General features: G+C 71.1%; 17 protein-coding genes and 1 pseudogene. 7 read left to right on the top strand and 11 right to left on the bottom strand.

Annotated elements, in window-relative coordinates:
* Positions 1–24 precede the first annotated feature (24 nt).
* On the bottom strand, positions 25–612 hold the full coding sequence (gene rsmD, locus V8690_RS30775; protein WP_338783359.1) for a 16S rRNA (guanine(966)-N(2))-methyltransferase RsmD: 588 nt from the start codon (positions 610–612) through the stop codon (positions 25–27).
* Positions 613–677: 65 nt separating this feature from the next.
* The gene (locus V8690_RS30770; RefSeq protein ID WP_338783358.1) at positions 678–3,956 is read right to left on the bottom strand and encodes a helicase-related protein; all 3,279 of its coding nucleotides are present in this window, start codon (positions 3,954–3,956) and stop codon (positions 678–680) included.
* A gap of 188 nt (positions 3,957–4,144) precedes the next feature.
* Between V8690_RS30770 and V8690_RS30765 the strand changes: the two are divergent.
* A pseudogene (locus tag V8690_RS30765) lies at positions 4,145–4,849 on the top strand (ATP-binding protein); the annotation flags it as partial.
* Between the two features lie 985 nt (positions 4,850–5,834).
* The gene (locus tag V8690_RS30760; protein WP_338783357.1) at positions 5,835–5,963 is read left to right on the top strand and encodes a hypothetical protein; all 129 of its coding nucleotides are present in this window, start codon (positions 5,835–5,837) and stop codon (positions 5,961–5,963) included.
* Positions 5,964–5,973: 10 nt separating this feature from the next.
* Here V8690_RS30760 and V8690_RS30755 read toward each other — a convergent pair whose 3' ends face one another.
* Complete coding sequence (locus V8690_RS30755) at positions 5,974–7,743, bottom strand: DAK2 domain-containing protein (protein WP_338783356.1); 1,770 nt, start codon at positions 7,741–7,743, stop codon at positions 5,974–5,976.
* Between the two features lie 267 nt (positions 7,744–8,010).
* Here V8690_RS30755 and rpmB point away from each other — a divergent pair, with 267 nt between their 5' ends.
* The gene (gene rpmB, locus V8690_RS30750) at positions 8,011–8,196 is read left to right on the top strand and encodes a 50S ribosomal protein L28 (RefSeq protein WP_003993230.1); all 186 of its coding nucleotides are present in this window, start codon (positions 8,011–8,013) and stop codon (positions 8,194–8,196) included.
* Positions 8,197–8,341: 145 nt separating this feature from the next.
* Here the strand turns inward: rpmB and thiD are convergent, their stop codons facing one another.
* Together thiD and V8690_RS30740 are read right to left on the bottom strand one after the other, a co-directional pair.
* Entirely contained in the window at positions 8,342–9,133 is a 792-nt protein-coding gene (gene thiD, locus V8690_RS30745; RefSeq protein WP_338783355.1) for a bifunctional hydroxymethylpyrimidine kinase/phosphomethylpyrimidine kinase, read from the bottom strand.
* Complete coding sequence (locus V8690_RS30740; RefSeq protein WP_338783354.1) at positions 9,130–10,095, bottom strand: thiamine-phosphate kinase; 966 nt, start codon at positions 10,093–10,095, stop codon at positions 9,130–9,132. The genes thiD and V8690_RS30740 overlap by 4 nt, the downstream gene beginning before the upstream one ends.
* Positions 10,096–10,301: 206 nt before the next feature.
* On the opposite strand from V8690_RS30740, the gene V8690_RS30735 reads away from it, so the two are divergent.
* Entirely contained in the window at positions 10,302–10,535 is a 234-nt protein-coding gene (locus tag V8690_RS30735) for an Lrp/AsnC ligand binding domain-containing protein (protein WP_003997603.1), read from the top strand.
* A gap of 20 nt (positions 10,536–10,555) precedes the next feature.
* Entirely contained in the window at positions 10,556–11,077 is a 522-nt protein-coding gene (locus tag V8690_RS30730; protein ID WP_338783353.1) for a DUF3515 domain-containing protein, read from the top strand.
* A gap of 28 nt (positions 11,078–11,105) precedes the next feature.
* Here the strand turns inward: V8690_RS30730 and V8690_RS30725 are convergent, their stop codons facing one another.
* From V8690_RS30725 to V8690_RS30715, 3 genes are read right to left on the bottom strand one after another with little or no spacing between them, the layout of a single operon-like run.
* Complete coding sequence (locus V8690_RS30725; RefSeq protein ID WP_338783352.1) at positions 11,106–12,263, bottom strand: D-alanine--D-alanine ligase family protein; 1,158 nt, start codon at positions 12,261–12,263, stop codon at positions 11,106–11,108.
* Positions 12,264–12,322: 59 nt separating this feature from the next.
* The gene (locus V8690_RS30720) at positions 12,323–13,333 is read right to left on the bottom strand and encodes an NAD(P)H-dependent glycerol-3-phosphate dehydrogenase (RefSeq protein WP_338783351.1); all 1,011 of its coding nucleotides are present in this window, start codon (positions 13,331–13,333) and stop codon (positions 12,323–12,325) included.
* Positions 13,330–14,142 (bottom strand): lysophospholipid acyltransferase family protein, encoded by an 813-nt coding sequence (locus tag V8690_RS30715; protein ID WP_338783350.1) that lies wholly within the window; start codon positions 14,140–14,142, stop codon positions 13,330–13,332. The genes V8690_RS30720 and V8690_RS30715 overlap by 4 nt, the downstream gene beginning before the upstream one ends.
* A gap of 158 nt (positions 14,143–14,300) precedes the next feature.
* Here V8690_RS30715 and cofC point away from each other — a divergent pair, with 158 nt between their 5' ends.
* Positions 14,301–14,939, top strand: coding sequence for a 2-phospho-L-lactate guanylyltransferase (cofC, locus tag V8690_RS30710; protein WP_338783349.1), 639 nt, complete (start codon positions 14,301–14,303; stop codon positions 14,937–14,939).
* A gap of 9 nt (positions 14,940–14,948) precedes the next feature.
* Positions 14,949–15,152 (top strand): hypothetical protein, encoded by a 204-nt coding sequence (locus V8690_RS30705; protein ID WP_338783348.1) that lies wholly within the window; start codon positions 14,949–14,951, stop codon positions 15,150–15,152.
* Positions 15,153–15,242: 90 nt separating this feature from the next.
* Here the strand turns inward: V8690_RS30705 and V8690_RS30700 are convergent, their stop codons facing one another.
* The 3 genes from V8690_RS30700 to leuD all read right to left on the bottom strand — a co-directional run bounded on the left by V8690_RS30700 (position 15,243) and on the right by leuD (position 17,132).
* On the bottom strand, positions 15,243–15,896 hold the full coding sequence (locus tag V8690_RS30700) for an HU family DNA-binding protein (RefSeq protein WP_338783347.1): 654 nt from the start codon (positions 15,894–15,896) through the stop codon (positions 15,243–15,245).
* A 136-nt stretch (positions 15,897–16,032) separates the two neighbouring features.
* A complete protein-coding gene (locus V8690_RS30695) occupies positions 16,033–16,263 on the bottom strand; it encodes a hypothetical protein (RefSeq protein WP_020270054.1) in 231 nt (76 codons plus the stop codon).
* A 275-nt stretch (positions 16,264–16,538) separates the two neighbouring features.
* On the bottom strand, positions 16,539–17,132 hold the full coding sequence (gene leuD / locus V8690_RS30690; protein WP_338783346.1) for a 3-isopropylmalate dehydratase small subunit: 594 nt from the start codon (positions 17,130–17,132) through the stop codon (positions 16,539–16,541).
* Between the last annotated feature and the right edge of the window lie 4 nt (positions 17,133–17,136).

Here is a 17,136-nt window from a genome sequence, read left to right as displayed (position 1 = left end):
GTGATCCCTCGCTCTCCGGTCCGGTCATCGTGCGTCTTCGCACGTAGAGGCGGCGCGACCGTACCAAAACGTTCCCTCGCCGTAGCGACGGGCCCGGAGGGCTTCGAAGCCTTCGGGCCACCGGAATTCACCGCCTCTGGTGCTGCGCTCCACGGTGACGAGGGCTTCTTCGGCGAGCCAGCCTTCCGAGCGGAGTGTGAGCAGGATCTCGCGGAGATCGTCGTCCGTGACGGCGTACGGCGGGTCGAGGAAGACGAGGTCGTACGGCTCGCCGGGGGGTGTCGTGCGGATGATCTGTTCCGCTTTGCCTGATCTGACCTCGGCGCCCGGGAGTCCGAGGGACTTCACGTTCTCGCGGACCGTGCGGGTCGCTCGCGCGTCGGCCTCGACGAGGAGGGTGTGGCCGGCACCGCGGGAGAGGGCCTCCAGGCCGACGGCTCCTGATCCCGCGTAGAGGTCCAGGACGCGTTCGCCGTCCAGGGGGCCGCCGAGGAGGGACTGCCAGGTGGAGAAGAGGCCCTCTCGGGCGCGGTCCGATGTGGGGCGGGTTCCTGTTCCTGGCGGGACGGCCAGGCGGCGTCCGCCGGCGGTGCCGGCGATCACGCGGGTCATCTGTGGTCCTTGGTCGTGGGCGGCTTCAGGTATCAGTGTGGCTGGTCAAACGGAGTCGGTCACCCTCACCCCTTGTCCAGATACTGCTCCCTGTCCTCGTCCAAGAGGGCGTCCAGAGCCGTCCGCAGCGCCGGGAGGTGGGTCAGCTCCGGGTCGGCGGCCACCACCGCCACGGCCTCCTCTCGCGCCTCCGCGATGATCTCCTCGTCCTCGATGACCGCGAGCACCCGCAGGGAGGAGCGGGTGCCCGACTGGGCCTGGCCGAGGACGTCGCCCTCGCGGCGTTGTTCCAGGTCGATGCGGGAGAGTTCGAAGCCGTCGAGGGTGGCGGCGACGGCGCTCAGGCGCTGGCGGGCCGCGCTCGCCTCGGGCATCTCGCTGACCAGGAGGCACAGGCCGGGGGCCGAGCCGCGGCCGACGCGACCGCGCAGCTGGTGGAGCTGGGAGACGCCGAAGCGGTCGGCGTCCATGATCACCATCACCGTGGCGTTGGGGACGTTGACACCGACCTCGATGACCGTCGTGGCGACCAGGACGTCCGTCTCCCCGGCGGCGAAGCGGCGCATGACCGCGTCCTTGTCATCGGGCTGCATCCGGCCGTGCAGCACCTCGACCCGGAGGCCTTGGAGGGGGCCCTTGGAGAGCTGTTCGGCGACATCGAGGACGGCGAGCGGCGGGCGCTTCTCGGCGGCGTCCTCCGGGGACTCCGGGGACTCCGGGGACTCCGGGGACTCCGGAGACTTCTTCCTGGCGGACTTCTTGGAGTCGTCCTCCTCGTCGCCGATGCGGGGGCAGACGACGTACGCCTGATGGCCGTTGCCCACCTCCTCGCGGACCCGCTCCCACGCGCGGGCCAGGAAGTGGGGCTTGTCGGCGGCCGGCACGACATGGCTGGCGATCGGCGAGCGGCCGGCCGGGAGCTGGTCGAGGACCGAGGTCTCCAGGTCGCCGAAGACCGTCATGGCGACCGTGCGCGGGATGGGCGTGGCCGTCATGACCAGGAGGTGCGGGGGCTGTTTGCCCTTGCCGCGCAGGGCGTCGCGCTGCTCCACGCCGAAGCGGTGCTGTTCGTCGACCACGACCAGGCCCAGGTCGTGGAACTGCACCTTGTCCTCGATCAGCGCATGCGTGCCGATGACGATGCCGGCCTCGCCGGTGGTGAGGTCGAGCAGGGCCTGTCGGCGGGCTGCCGCGCCCATGGATCCGGTGAGCAGCACCACCTTCGTGGCCTGCTCGGCCCCGCCCAGCATGCCGCCCTCGGCCAGCTCGCCCATCATCTCGACGATCGACCTGTGGTGCTGCTGGGCGAGCACTTCCGTGGGCGCGAGCATGGCGGCCTGACCGCCGGCGTCGACCACGGCGAGCATGGCGCGCAGGGCGACCATGGTGTTGTGGGTGACGGTGAAGTTGTCGGTGACGTATGCATGGCTCGGGTGGGCGACGCTGATGCACTGGACGGGCTTGCGCCCCACGTACTCGACCGCCCGGATGCCGCGGCGGAACGTGTTGTACTTCGGCCTCGGACGCACGCGTTCTGCCTTGCGGGTGAGCCGGAACGGGGCGTAAGCGTCCGGCAGGGACAACTGCACGCTGTACGCCGCTTTCTTCGGCAGCACTCGCGCCCGGCCGCCCAGAGAACGTACGAGCCATGCGACGTCCTCCGCGAGCCGGCGCGAAGCCGAGCAGAGGGAGATATTCATGCCGTCGGCTTGGACAGTGCCGTCCGTGTCCAGAAGTCCCTGCAACACGGCGAGACGGTCCTTGACCGGAGCGTTCTTGAAATCCTGAGGGACGAACTTGTCGTGGGACGTCGTTCCCCAGAGGCCCAACTCGCGCAGGACCTGGATCACCGGGTTGCGCACTCCTCCGGCACGCTGCTTGAGCTGGATCGTGTAGTCACAGTGCGATCCCTTCACCGGTACCAGCCGGCATTCGGGCGCTACTGCCGCCGCTACCGCGTCACGGATCTCGCCGTCGATGGTGGAAAGACGGAGATCGTGCCGGAACGAACCGTCCCCCAGCAGCAGTCCGATCAGGTACGGGTCGAGGGGCAGCCCGGCGTCACCGCCGAGATCGACCGGCTTTGCCGACGGGATGTACCACTTCGACGACCCGTTGGCCTTGAACGTGTCGAGACGGATCTCCCGGGTCGTCATGACCTTGGGAGCCTGGCCACGGTGCCAACCACCCCTCGTGCCGACGATCCAGAGATGCTCGTCGTCGCACTCGACGGAACTCCCGTCGGACAGGACCAAGCGCCACACATCGCGCTCTCCCTGAGGAAAGACGCCATCGATCAGCGCGATGTCCCCGTCCGGCACCACCACCTCGTCGCCCACCCGCACATCCCCCATGGGGCGGAAGCCCGTGGGTGTGAGCACCAGCGAGTCGAGAGGCTGGGCCTTGCCCGATCCGACCTCCCCCTGCAACAGCCGGTGCATCGGATGCTCGGTCGCGAGGTCGTCGAAGATCTCCCTGGAGACCCGCTGCTGGCCCTCGGTGAGGGTGAACGGGAGGCGGGCGTCGAAGGCCGCGAGGAGGCCGTCGGTGCCGGGTTGGCGGGGGACCGCCGGGAGCTGGGCGTCCGCGTGCCGGCGGCGGGCCAGGGCGACCTGGAGGACGAAGGCCTCGTCCCACTTGAGGCGGGCGCGGGCGTCCTCGATGTCCGCTTTGGTGTGCGGGCGGTGGATCTTCAGGAGGGCCTCGGGGAGGGGGACCAGGCCGCGGCCCTCGCGCAGGGAGTCCGGCAGCGGGTCGACGGCCTCCTGGGCGGTGGGCAGGACCGTCTGGATCGCCTTGCCGATCTTCCAGGACTCCAGCTTGGCCGTGGCCGGGTAGATCGGAATCAGGGCGCCCGCCCACGTCTCGACGGACTCGACGGGGTCTTCGGAGTCGCCTCGCAGCAACTCGTAGGCGGGGTGGGCGAGTTGGAGGCGGCGGTTGAAGACGGAGACCTTGCCCGCGAACATCGCGCGCGTGCCCGGCAGGAGCTCCTTGTGGGGCTTGTGAACGCCGTTGCCGAAGAAGACCAGTTGGAGGCGGCCGCTGCCGTCCGTGATCGTGACCTCCAGGCGCTGGCCCTTGCCGCGCGGGGCCCGGGCGGAGGCGAAGGTGTGCAGGCGTGCGTCGGCGACCTGGGCGACCACCGTGACGTGCTCGTCCATGGGGAGGTCGGCGAGGTGCGTGAGCTGGCCGCGCTCCTCGTATCTGCGCGGGTAGTGGTGGAGGAGGTCGCCGACGGTGAGCAGGCCGAGGTGCTCGGCCATCACCTTCGCGGTGGCGGGGCCGAGCACCGACTTCAGTGGTTGTCGCAGCGGTTCGTGAAGTGCGGGCACGAGATCCATTGCACACCACACCACTGACAATGCCGTAGAGGCCGCGGCGAAGGTCGCCGTATACGTCCCGGAAACCCCTGGTCAGGTGGCTGGTCCGGGCCTTTAGGATGACGCGCTCCCGGCCTCCTTCGCGGTCACCTCCTCAGCGGGACCGCCCGACCCCGCGCCGTCGCGAGTCCCCCACCGGCGCCGTGAAGATGGACTCCCAGACCTCACAGGCATCCCAGGCACCCCATTCGCCCGGTCACCTCATACGTTCCAGGTCGACCTGCGCGGCCTGGTGGACTTGCTCTCCCACCACCTCTACTCCAGCCCCAAGGTGTATCTGCGGGAGCTGCTCCAGAACGCCGTGGACGCCATCACCGCCAGACGGGCGACGGAACCCGACGCTCCCACCCGGGTGCGGCTGTCCGCGGAGGGCGGCGCCCTGCGCGTCGAGGACACCGGTGTCGGGCTCACCGAGGCGGACGTGCACGATCTGCTCGCCACGATCGGGCGCAGTTCCAAGCGCGCCGAGGGCCTTCAGGAGGCCTAGGTCCGACTGCCTCGGGCAGTTCGGCATCGGCCTGCTGGCCTGTTTCGTCGTCGCCGAGCGGATCCGGGTGGTCAGCCGCAGCGCCCGTACGCCCGGGGCGCCGCCGGTGGAGTGGACGGCGTCCGACGACGGTTCGTACACCGTGCGGACGCTGCCGGACGCCGAGCGGCCCGAACCGGGGACCACCGTGCACCTGGTGGCCCGGGCGGGGGCCGCTGAGTGGCTCGCGCCCGAGCGGGTCGAGGCGCTGGCCCGTGACTTCGGGTCGCTGCTGCCGTACGACGTCCGGGTGGACGACGAGGCGGTCACCGACCTCCCGGCGCCCTGGGACCGGTCGTATCCGAGCCCGGCCGCCCGCCGCGTCGCCCGGCTGGCCTCCCTGGCCCACCACCTCGGCGACATGGCGGAAGCGGAACGGGCGCTGCGGGCGGCCCTGGAGCACGGCGGGGCCCGACTGGAGGCGACCGGACGGGCCCAGCTGCACCTCCAGCTCGCCGAGTTGGTCGGCGGCCGGGGCGACGCCGTGGAAGCCGCCCAGCACGCCTTGGAGGCCGCGCACTGGGCCGATGAGAGGGTCGAGGGCGCGACGCTGGGCGCCTGGGCCCGGCAGCAACTCGGCGGGTTCCTGCTGCGGCGGGGACGGTGGGCCGAGGCCGCGGAGGTTTCCTGGAGTCGGCGCTGCCCGACCTGACCGCCGAGACGCACGGCGACGGGGCGATCGTGCAGACGCAGTGGTGGCTCGGCGACTGCCTGAGCGGACTCGGCGAGCACCGCGCTGCCGCCGAACGGCGTCTCCAGGCCGCCGAGATAGCCCGGCACTGGCCCGAGCAGCACGACCACGCGACCCTCGCCCACCTGGCCGGGGAGTCTCTCGGCCAGGCCGGACTGGCCGACGAGGCGGACCGGGCCTACGCGCGCGCGGGCGACCTGTGGCGCGAACTCGGCAACGCCCACGGGCTGATCCGCTCCCTGCGCGCACGCGCCTGGCTGGCGTTGCGCGCGCAGGACGGAGTCGAGGAGGCACGCGTCCTGATGGCGGAGGCGGTCCGGGAGTGCGAGGCGGCGCTGGGCACGGCGCCCGACGCGGAGTCCCGGCAGCAGCTCGTCGCCGAACTCGGCCAGACCCACCGGCAGTTCGGCGACCTGCTGGCCAGGTCCGTCTCCGACGGCGGCGACGACGCCTCGGCGCGGGGCCGCGTTCGAGGAGGCCCTGTCCCGAGTACTGCGGTCGGCCGAGGTGTTCGCCTCCCTCGGGGAGGCCGCCCTGCACAGCCGTCTCGGCGCCGAGCTCGCCGCGGGATGGCTGGAGGCCGACCTGGGCCGCCCGGCCGACGCGGCGGCGCGCGCGTGCGGTGCTGGCGGCGTACGACGGACACGACGGGTCGGAGGCCGACGGCGAGGACGGCGACGGCGAGGCGGTGCGGGCCCGGCGGGCCGATGCGGAGCAGCTGCTCCGCCTCGTGGCCGAGCAGCCGGACTGAACGACTCGTCCTACTCCACGCCGATGAGCAGCACGGCCCCCTGCCGCCCGCCCCGGTACACGACCGTGTCGACGGCGAGGTACCCCTCGCGGACCCGGCCCTCCAGGTGCTCGGCGATGGTGTCGGGAGCCTCGTCGCCGAGCACCAGGGTGACCATCTCGCCCCCGGCCGCGAGCATGCGGTCCAGGACGGTCTCGGCGGTGGCCGTGACGTCCGAGCCGATCACGGCCACGTCGCCGTCGATCAGGCCGAGGACGTCGCCGGCCTGGCAGATGCCGGCCATCGTCCAGGCCTGGCGTTCGGCGATGGTGACCTCGGCGTAGCGGGTCGCGCCGGCCGCCGAGGTCATCGACACCACGTCCTCGTCGAAGCGGCGCTCCGGCTCGTGCACGGCCAGCGCCGCGATGCCCTGGACCGCCGAGCGGGTCGGGATGAGGGCCACGCGGATGCCCTCGGTACGAGCCTGCTCGGCCGCCGCGGCGGCGGTGTGGCGCAGCTCGGCGTCGTTGGGCAGCAGCACGACCTCGCGCGCGTGGGCCCGCCGTACGGCCTGCACGAGCTCACCGCTCGCGGGCGGCTCCCCGGGGCGTGCGAGCACGGTGGTCGCGCCGGCCTCGGTGTACAGACCGGCCAGGCCCTCGCCGGGCACCACGGCCACGACGGCACGCTGGGCGCGCTCGCGAGGCCGCTCGGCACCGGTGGTGTGCACGTCGCCGGCGCCGAAGTGCGTGATGCGGATCCGGTAGGGCCGCCCGGCCTCGATACCGGCCTCGACGGCGGCGCCCGCGTCGTCGACATGGACATGGACGTTCCACAGCCCGTCGCCGCCGACCACGACGAGCGAGTCCCCGAGTGCGTCGAGCCGCTCCCGCAACCGGGCCACGGCCGCGTCCTCGGCCTCCAGGAGGTAGATCACCTCGAAGGCGGGGCCGTCCTGGTCGGCCAGGGCGGCACCGTCGGCACGCTCCCCGCCCGGGGCGAGCCCTTCGGCGGCCTCCACGCGCGCGTGCGGGCCCCGCGGGTACGCGTACCAGTCCTGCGCGTCCTCGGCCGGCCCCGCGTCCCCGGGCCCCTCCCCCGCGCCCGCCCGCAGCGCACCCGCCGTCACCGCCGCATCCCGCGACCTCTCCCCCGTGAACGTCTCCACCAGCGCCCCGAGCACGGCCACCAGCCCCCGCCCGCCGGCGTCGACCACCCCGGCGCGGTCCAGGACGGGCAGCTGTCCCGGGGTCGCGGCCAGAGCCGCGCGCGCTCCCTCATAGGCCGACCGGGCCACCGCCCCGCAGTCGCCCTCGGCCCCGCAGGCGGCGTCGGCAGCGGCCGAGGCGACCGTGAGGACCGTGCCCTCGACGGGGTGGGCCACGGCCTGCCGGGCGGAGTCGGCCGCGTGCCGCAGGGCCAGCCGCAGGCCCTGGCCGTCGGCGTGCGGGGTCCCGGCGTCAGCCAGCACCTGGGACATGCCGCGCAGCAGCTGGGCGAGGATCGTCCCGGAGTTCCCACGGGCACCGATGAGCGCTCCGTGCGCCATCGCCCGGGCGGCGTCGGCCAGCGTCGGTCCCTCGGGGCCGGACCTCGCCGCATGCCCCGCGAACACGGCCTCGACCGCCGCGACGGCGGACTCCACGGTCAGATACAGATTCGTGCCGGTGTCCCCGTCCGCCACGGGGTAGACGTTGATCGCGTCGATCTCCTCACGCGACCGCCCCAGCGTCTCGAGTGCGAGACCGCACCAGGTGCGCACCGCGAGAGCATCGAAGAATGTCTGCGGCACCTGCGCCACCGCGCCTCCCTGAGCTGCTGGACGTGGCACGCAGCGTAGACCCCGGGGCGGTGTCCACCGGAAGTGGGCCGGGGACGGGCCCCTGAGCTGCCGTGCTAGTTTCGTTGTACGGGTGCAGCCGTTGTATGCTGCTCCGGTTGCCCGATCCTGATCGGGCTTTCCCCCTGGCAGCGCCACTCAGATCTCGCCGGCTCCTGGAGCCACAGGATCTCGATCCCGGCATGCCGGGATTAACCGTAAGTGCATCTGAAGTCTTTGGAGTGACCCGTGGCTGCCAACTGCGACGTCTGCGGCAAGGGGCCGGGCTTCGGCAACAACATCTCGCACTCGCACCGCCGTACGTCCCGCCGCTGGAACCCGAACATCCAGCGTGTGCGTACCGTGGTGGGCGGGACGCCGAAGCGCGTGAACGCTTGCACCTCGTGCATCAAGGCCGGCAAGGTCTCGCGCTGACGCTCAGCTAGCGCGCGGCCACTGCTGGTTCGCTTTACAGAGCCGGTCCACCTCAGGTGGACCGGCTCTTTGCCGTGTCCGGATGCCTCTGCCGTGACCGGATACCCGGGAACGGGCCCGAATGCTCAGGAACGAACGCGGACGCTCAGGAACCGGCCCGGAACCGCCAGCCATGATCCACCGGCCCGATCCCGCCGCCGAGCGCGAACCCGGCCGCGATCGCCCCGGTGACGTACTCCTTGGCCGCCGCCACCGCCTCCGGCACCGAGTGTCCCTTGGCCAGCTGTGACGCGATCGCGGAGGCGAGGGTGCAGCCCGTGCCGTGGGTGTGCCGGTTGTCGTGGCGCGGCGCCCGCAGCCAGTGCTCCTCGGAGCCGTCCGTGAGCAGGTCCACGGCGTCCCCGGACAGGTGGCCGCCCTTGATCAGCACCCACCGCGGCCCGTACCCGAGCACGGCCGCCGCGGCCCGTCGCAGCTGCTCCTCCGACTCGACGCGCACGCCCGTCAGCTGCGCCACCTCGTCGAGGTTCGGGGTGGCGACCGTGGCCACCGGCAGCAGCTTCGTACGGACGGAGTCCAGCGCCGAGGCGGCGAGCAGGGGGTCGCCGTGCTTGGAGACGCCCACCGGGTCGACCACCGCCGGGGCGTCCGTGCCCGCGACCAACTCGGCGACGGCCTCAACGAGTTCGGCGGAGGCCAGCATCCCGGTCTTGACCGCCTGGACGCCGATGTCGTCGACGACACTGCGGTACTGGGCCCGCACCGCCTCCACCGGCAGCTCCCAAGCCCCCTGCACGCCGAGGGAGTTCTGGGCGGTCACCGCCGTGAGGACGCTCATGCCGTGCACGCCGAGCGCGAGCATCGTCTTCAGGTCGGCCTGGATGCCGGCGCCGCCGCCCGAGTCGGAGCCCGCCACCGTGAGGACCTTGGGAATCATGACTCCATGTCCCCGAAGTGATCCCAGCCACCCTTGCTGGTCCACGGCGCCCCGTCGACCGTGACCTGGGGCAGCGCGGAGGGGTTGAGGACCTCGCCGATGACCTTCCAGCGGGCGGGCAGCTTCACGTCCGGCGGGAAGGTCGCCACGATCGCGTGGTCCTCTCCCCCGGTCAGCACCCACTGCATCGGGTCGACGCCGACGGCCTGCCCGATGTCGTTCATCTGAGAGGGGACGTCGATGGCCCCGGAGCGGATGTCGATCCGCACCTTGCTGGCCTCGGCGATGTGCCCCAGGTCGGCGATCAGCCCGTCGCTCACGTCGCACATCGCGGTCGCCCCGAGCCCGGCGGCGGCCGGACCCGCGTGGTACGGCGGCTCGGGCCGCCGGTGGGCCTCCACGAACGCGCGCGGCGAACGGAACCCGCGGGACAGCACCGCGTACCCGGCCGCCGACCAACCCAGCCAGCCCGTCACCGCGACGAGGTCGCCTGGCTGCGCGCCCGCCCGTGTCACCGGCTCCTGGTTGCGCAGGTCGCCGAGCGCGGTGATCGACACCACGATCGAATCGCCGCGTACGACGTCACCGCCGACCACGGCGGCGCCGGCCACCTGGCACTCGTCGCGCAGGCCGTCCATCAGCTCGCTCGGCCACGTCACCGGCAGCTCGGCAGGGACGACCAGCCCCAGCAGCAGCGCGGTGGGAACGGCGCCCATGGCGGCGATGTCGGCGAGGTTCTGCGCCGCCGCCTTGCGGCCCACGTCGTAGGCCGTCGACCAGTCCCTGCGGAAGTGCCGGCCCTCCACCAGGATGTCCGTACTGGCCACGACCCTCCGGTCGGGCGCGGCCACCACGGCGGCGTCGTCGCCGGGGCCGACCCGGACCGCCGGGGTGGTGGTCAGACGGGAGGTGAGCTCCCTGATGAGCCCGAACTCACCGAGCTCACCAACAGTGCCCTTCATTGCCCTTTCTCCCCTTCTGTCCCTGTCCGTGCCCGGTCGCGAGGCCTGTCGGTCCTCGCTACGGTCGAAGTGACCGTCAAGTTCTGCCGGACCTGCACCCCGGCGCGCAAGACCCGGTCCCCGCAGGTCTCCCCGCGGCGAGCGGCGACGCGATACCGTGGCGTTCCTTTTCCCCACATGATCCTCGTGGCCGCCCTGGAGGTTCCGTGGTACAGGCGTACATCCTGATCCAGACGGAGGTCGGCAAGGCGTCGACCGTCGCCGAGACGATCAGCAAGATCCCTGGGGTCATCCAGGCCGAGGACGTCACAGGACCGTACGACGTGATCGTGCGGGCCCAGGCCGACACCGTCGACGACCTCGGACGCATGGTGGTCGCCAAGGTCCAGCAAGTGGACGGCATCACCCGCACCCTGACCTGCCCGGTCGTGCATCTGTAGCCCCCGTCTACCCTGTGCCGGTGAACTCTTTCCGTCACCGGCACCCTTCTGTGTTCCGCGTTGTCCTCCGCCTGCCCGCTCTCGCGCTGTTGATCACTGCCGCGGGCTGCTCCTCAGCAGACGACAGCGCGTCGGCGGCGGTTCCCAGTCCGGGCGCGAAGGTCGCGGTGCTGTGCCGGAACCTGGACAAGGTACTGCCCGCGAAGGTGGACGGAGAGCGTCGCGAGGATCCCGAGCCCGCGTCGGCGCTGACGGCGGGCTGGGGCAGCCCGGCGATCATACTTCGCTGCGGAGTGCCGCAGCCGCCGAAGATGGTCGATCCGAAGGTGGCCGACGGGCATGATCCGGATGCGGTCGCCGGAGGTGTGAACGGGGTCGACTGGCTGATGGAGAAGCAGGACGACGGAGGGTACCGGTTCACCACCGCCAACCGGGAGGCGTATGTCGAGGTGGGGGTGCCGGAAGGGGTGGACAGCTCCGGTGTCCTGATCGATCTGGCCTCGGCCGTGAAGAAGGCGATCCCCGAGGGGATCGCCTCCTGAGCGCCGCGCTTTCCCCGCGCCCCTGGGGTCAGCGCAGTCCTGTCGGCCTGCGAAGCGCCGCCTGCACCAGACGGTCCACCAGCTCCGGGTAGCTCACCCCGCTCGCCTGCCACATCTGCGGGTACATCGAGATGGGCGTGAAGCCGGGCATCGTGTTGATCTCGTTGATCACGAACTCGCCGTCCTCGGTGAGGAAGAAGTCCGCACGGACCAGGCCCTCGCAGGACGCCGCCTCGAAGGCGTCGACCGCCAGGCCCTGGACTTCGGCCGTCTCCTCCGGGGTCAGCGGCGCCGGCACGATCCCCGGCGTCGAGTCGATGTACTTGGCCTCGAAGTCGTAGTACGCGTGCGCCTCAGGAGAGGGGATCTCGGCGGGGACGGAGGCCCGGGGGCCGTCCTCGAACTCCAGGACGCCGCACTCGATCTCACGGCCGCGCAGGGCGGCCTCCACGAGGATCTTCGGGTCGTGCCGCTGGGCCTCGGCGATCGCCTCGTCGAGGCCGGAGAGGTCGTCGACCTTGGTGATGCCGATCGACGAACCGGCACGCGAGGGCTTCACGAACAGCGGCCAGCCGTGCTCGCCGGCGAAGTCGATGATCCTCTTGCGGGCGGCGGCCTCGTCGCGCTCCCACTCCCGCGGGCGGACCACCACGTACGGGCCCACCTTCAGACCGAAGGAGGTGAACACCCGCTTCATGTACTCCTTGTCCTGGCCCACGGCCGAGGCGAGCACGCCCGAGCCCACGTACGGGACGCCGGACAGCTCCAGGAGGCCCTGGAGGGTGCCGTCCTCGCCGTAGGGGCCGTGCAGCACCGGGAAGACCACGTCGACCTCGCCGAGCGCCTTGGGGACCGATCCCGGCTCGCTGTAGACGACTTCGCGGTTGGCGGGGTCGACCGGGAGGATCACTCCGCCCTCGTCGGACTCGGCGAGCAGGTCGACGCTCGGCTGGCGCCGGTCGACGATCGCCATCCGCTCCGGTTCGTCCGCCGTGAGCGCCCAACGGCCGTCCTGGGTGATGCCGATCGGCAGGACGTCGTACTTCGTCCGGTCGATGGCCTTGAGGACGGCGCCGGCCGTGACCACGGAGATCCCGTGTTCGGAGCTGCGCCCGCCGAACACGACGGCCACACGCGGCTTACGAGACGGCTGCTCGGGGCTCTGGGGGAGGTTCTCGGTGCTCATATCGCGTTGAGAGTACCCGTTGGTAAAGCCCGGATACAGCGCCCGCGGACCCGCGTCGCTCAGCGTCGCTCCGGCTTCGCGCTGCGCGACATCAGCTCCTTGAGGGCCACCACCGGAGGCTTGCCCTCGTGCACGATGCCGACGACCGTCTCCGTGATGGGCATGTCGACGCCGTGCCGACGGGCCAGATCCAGCACCGACTCGCAGGACTTGACGCCCTCGGCGGTCTGCTTGGTGACCGCGATGGTCTCCTGGAGGGTCATGCCCTTGCCCAGGTTGGTGCCGAAGGTGTGGTTGCGGGACAGCGGCGAGGAGCAGGTGGCCACCAGATCGCCCAGGCCCGCGAGTCCGGAGAAGGTCAGCGGGTCGGCGCCGAGCGCGATGCCGAGCCGGGTGGTCTCGGCGAGACCGCGGGTGATGAGCGAGCCCTTGGCGTTGTCGCCGAGGCCCATGCCGTCCGCGATGCCGACGGCCAGGCCGATGACGTTCTTGACCGCGCCGCCGAGTTCACAGCCGACGACGTCGGTGTTGGTGTACGGGCGGAAGTACGGCGTATGACAGGCGGCCTGGAGCCGCTGGGCGACGGCCTCGTCCGTGCAGGCGACCACGGCGGCGGCCGGCATCCGCGCGGCGATCTCGCGGGCCAGGTTGGGCCCGGTGACCACGGCGATGCGGTCCGGGCCGACCTTGGCGACGTCGTCGATGACCTCGCTCATCCGCATCGCGGAGCCGAGTTCGACGCCCTTCATCAGCGACACGAGGACCGTGCCGGGGGCGAGCAGCGGCGCCCAGTCGGCGAGGTTGCCGCGCAGGGTCTGCGAGGGGACCGAGAGGACCGTGAAGTCGGCGTCCGCTGCGGCTTCCGCGGGATCCGTGGTGGCCCGCACGTTCTCCGGGAGTTCGACGCCCGGGAAGTAGTCGGGATTGGTACGGGTGGAGTTGATCGCCTCCACGACCTCCGGGCGGCGCCCCCACAGGGTGACCTCGCACCCGGCGTCGGCGAGCACCATGCCGAAGGCCGTACCCCACGAACCGGCGCTCAGGACCGCCGCCTTGACCGGCTTGCTCACTTGCCCAGCCCCTCTTCCTGTGCCGACGGTGCCGACTGCACCGGCGATGCCGTCTGCTGCCCGCCCCGCTGTGTCTGCGCCTGGGTGCGGCGCCGCTGTTCGATCCGCTCCCGGCGCGGGTCGTAGGGCGTCTCGGGCGCCTTCTCGCCGCGGATCTCCTCCAGCTGGCGGGTGATGGCGGCCATGATGACCTCGGTGGCCTCCTTCAGGAGCTCCGCGGTCATCTCCTTGTCGTAGAACCGCGTGAGGTCCACCGGCGGTCCGGCGAGCACGTGGTGCGTCTTGCGCGGCAGGAGGTGCGGCTTCTTCGCGTACGGCGGCAGCAGTTCGTTGCAGCCCCACTGGGCGACGGGGATCACCGGGCACTTGGTCTGAAGGGCGACGCGCGCGGCCCCGGTCTTGCCGGTCATGGGCCAGCCCGCCGGGTCGCGGGTGAGGGTGCCCTCGGGATAGAAGGCGACACATTCCCCGCGGTTCACGGCTTCGATCGCGGCCCGGAATGCGCTCAGCGCGTCCGTGCTCTCGCGGTAGACGGGGATCTGCCCGGTGCCGCGCATCGCGGCGCCGACGAATCCCTTCTTGAAAAGCCCGCTCTTCGCGAGGAATCGCGGGACGCGCCCGGTGTTGTACTGAAAGTGCGCGTAAGCGAAGGGGTCGATGTGCGAATTGTGGTTCACCACGGTGACAAATCCACCCTCGGCCGGAATTTGCTCCATTCCGCGCCAGTCCCGCCTGAGCAGAACCACCAGCGGCGGTTTGCAGATCACCGCGGCGAGGCGGTACCAGAAGCCGATTCTGCGGCGGGGCACGCGGACACCTTCCTCTAGGGCCTGAAGCGGGGGCCACGGGGGGCCGCACAAGTGTCGCCCCAGGCCGCCGGTCTGTCGAGAACACCGTACGCCCCGACACCCCGGGCACCGGCGGCCCCGGGTGACAATGACCGCGACAAGAGAGGGACGGAACATCAGTGCAGTGGACCTTGGTCGTACCCCTGAAGCCCCTGGCCCAGGCCAAGAGCAGGCTTGCGGACACCGCGGACGACGGGCTGCGGCCGGACCTGGCGCTCGCCTTCGCCCAGGACACGGTGGCGGCCGCGCTGGCCTGCCCGGCGGTACGGGATGTGGCAGTCGTCACGGACGACGCCCGGGCGGGCCGTGAGCTGGCCGCACTGGGCGCGGCGATCATCCCCGACGAGCCGGGAAGCGGCCTCAACGCCGCCCTCGCACACGCGGCGGGGGCCGTACGGTCCGCACGTCCCGAAAGTCCGGTGGCCGCGCTGAACGCCGACCTTCCGGCGCTGCGCCCGCCGGAATTGGCCCGGGTACTCGACGCCGCCGCTGAATTCCCGCGCGCTTTTCTCCCGGACGCGGCCGAAATCGGTACGACTCTGCTGGCTGCCGCCCCGGGCCGGCAATTGTTCCCGGCTTTCGGTATCGATTCCCGGGCCCGGCACCGCGCGTCCGGTGCCGTGGAACTGCCGCTCGCCGCCGTGGACTCCGTACGCCAGGACGTGGACACCGGCGACGACCTGCGCACCGCGCTGGCCCTGGGGGTCGGCCCCCATACGGCCGCGGCCGCCGCGCGGTTGTTGATACCCGGGCAGTAGGCTGCGGCCATGCAGGCGACCGCGTACACCTACGACCCCGAAAGCCGCAGCGGGCAGGTGCTCCTGGACGACGGCACCCCGGTGCCCTTCGACGCCGCGGCGTTCGACGCGGGGGGGCTGAGGCTGCTGCGCCCGGGGCAGCGGGTGCGGATCGAGATGGAGGGCGCGAAAGAGGACCTCCGGATCACTCTGGTGACCCTCCAGACCCTCTGACCACTCCTGAGACCCTCGGACCACTCCTGAACACACCGCGGGCCGGACTCCGTACGGAGTCCGGCCCGGCGCGTGAGTGCCCCAGCTCCCCTACTTCTTGCGGGCGGTGGTCTTCTTCGCGGTGGACTTGCGCGCCGTCGACTTCTTGGCGGGCGCCCTCTTGGCCGTCGCCTTCTTCGCCGGCGCCTTCTTGGCGGTGGTCTTCTTCGCGGCGGTGGTCTTGGCCGTCGTGGTCTTCTTGGCCGGGGCCTTCTTCGCCGTGGTCTTCTTCGCCGTGGTCTTCTTCGCGGCCGCCGTCTTGGTGGTGGCCTTCTTCGCCGTGGTCTTCTTCGCCGTGGTCTTCTTCGCGGCCGCCGTCTTGGTGGTGGCCTTCTTCGCGGCGGCCTTCTTGACCGTCGCGCCGGCGCCGCCGGTCAGGCTGCCCTTCGGGGCCTTCTTGACGGAGACCTCGCCGCCACGCGGCAGCTTCTTCGATCCGCTGACCAGGTCCTTGAAGCCCTGGCCCGCGCGGAAGCGCGGAACGGAGGTCTTCTTGACCCGAACCCGCTCGCCCGTCTGGGGGTTACGGGCGTAGCGGGCCGGACGGTCGACCTTCTCGAAGGAACCGAAGCCGGTGACGGAGACCCTCTCACCTGCGACGACCGCGCGGACGATGGCGTCCAGTACATGGTCGACAGCGTCGGCGGCCTGCTGTCGGCCGCCCATCTTGTCGGCAATCGCTTCTACGAGCTGCGCCTTGTTCACGTCTTCCCCTTCGGAGACATCGCCAGAACGAAAGTGTTCAAGCTTTTTCGCACGTTAGGCAGATATATACCGCAAATCAAACACGAAACGGGCTTATCACCCTTGTGCCGCAACGAACTCGACGGTGTCGTCCGGTTCAGCGTTCCTCGTCGGGGAGACGTCCCTCGTCGAGGTCCGCGGTGAACCGATCCAGCCGCCTTGCCGCGTCGGCGAGATCGTGCTTGGCCGCGGCCGTAATGACCAGCAGCTTCCGGGTCAGCGCCATCCGTACGCCCTCCGGGACTTGCAGTGCGCGCACCCTTGCGTGCGCTTCCTTGAGTTGGCCCGCGACTGCCGTATAGAGCTCGAGTTGGCCGTCGTGTTCCATGCACAGATTGTGCCATCTGGGGCGAGTTGTCGCCTGCGCAGGGGACAACTGCCGCCTCAAACGGTCTTCCGGGCGCACACGGAAGTCACGGCTGTACTTCTCGCGTACCCCAACAACCACCGGCATAACGTGGGAAGTTGAGTGCCCGGCTCAGGGCGGGCAGGGCCGTTCGGGTGCAGAAAAGGCTGTACCCCCGATCGGGCTGATCGGGGGTACAGAGGGGTGTTGCGGTGGCCGAAAGTCGCCTTGTTCAGGGGGGCGGATCGTGCTCCGGATCAGACCGGGAGCGTCCGCGGCTTGAACGACGGGCGCTTGGCCTCGTAGGCGGCGATGTCCTCCTCGTTCTGGAGGGTGATCGAGATGTCGTCGAGGCCGTTCAGCAGCCGCCAGCGGGCGTTCTCGTCCAGCTCGAAGGAGGCGGTGATTCCCTCGGCGCGGACCTCGCGGGCGACCAGGTCGACGGTGATCTCGGCCTGCGGGTCCTTCTCGGTGAGCTCCCACAGCGCGTCCACGATCTTCTGCTCCAGGACGACCGTGAGCAGGCCGTTCTTGAGCGAGTTGCCGCGGAAGATGTCGGCGAAGCGGGAGGAGATCACGGCCTTGAAGCCGTAGTTCTGAAGCGCCCAGACGGCATGCTCGCGGGAGGAGCCGGTGCCGAAGTCGGGGCCGGCGACCAGGACGGTCGCGCCCTGCCGCTCGGGCTGGTTGAGCACGAACGACTCGTCCTTGCGCCAGGCCTCGAACAGCCCGTCCTCGAACCCGTCCCGCGTGACCTTCTTGAGCCAGTGGGCGGGGATGATCTGGTCGGTGTCGACGTTGCTGCGGCGCAGCGGGACGGCCCGGCCTGTGTGGGTGGTGAAGGCTTCCATGGTT

Source organism: Streptomyces sp. DG1A-41 (assembly GCF_037055355.1).
Taxonomy (GTDB): Bacteria; Actinomycetota; Actinomycetes; order Streptomycetales; family Streptomycetaceae; genus Streptomyces.
The sequence above is the reverse complement of the archived record's forward strand: the minus strand, read 5'-3'. Positions and strand labels throughout refer to the sequence as shown.

Excerpts from the sequence above, each read along its gene's own strand:
- rsmD (WP_338783359.1), bottom strand. The coding sequence starts at position 612 with ATGACCCGCGTGATCGCCGGCACCGCCGGCGGACGCCGCCTGGCCGTC.
- V8690_RS30705 (WP_338783348.1), top strand. The coding sequence starts at position 14,949 with ATGCAGGCGACCGCGTACACCTACGACCCCGAAAGCCGCAGCGGGCAG.
- thiD (WP_338783355.1), bottom strand. The coding sequence starts at position 9,133 with ATGATTCCCAAGGTCCTCACGGTGGCGGGCTCCGACTCGGGCGGCGGC.
- V8690_RS30695 (WP_020270054.1), bottom strand. The coding sequence starts at position 16,263 with ATGGAACACGACGGCCAACTCGAGCTCTATACGGCAGTCGCGGGCCAA.
- leuD (WP_338783346.1), bottom strand. The coding sequence starts at position 17,132 with ATGGAAGCCTTCACCACCCACACAGGCCGGGCCGTCCCGCTGCGCCGC.
- V8690_RS30725 (WP_338783352.1), bottom strand. The coding sequence starts at position 12,263 with ATGAGCACCGAGAACCTCCCCCAGAGCCCCGAGCAGCCGTCTCGTAAG.
- V8690_RS30770 (WP_338783358.1), bottom strand. The coding sequence starts at position 3,956 with ATGGATCTCGTGCCCGCACTTCACGAACCGCTGCGACAACCACTGAAG.
- V8690_RS30740 (WP_338783354.1), bottom strand. The coding sequence starts at position 10,095 with ATGAAGGGCACTGTTGGTGAGCTCGGTGAGTTCGGGCTCATCAGGGAG.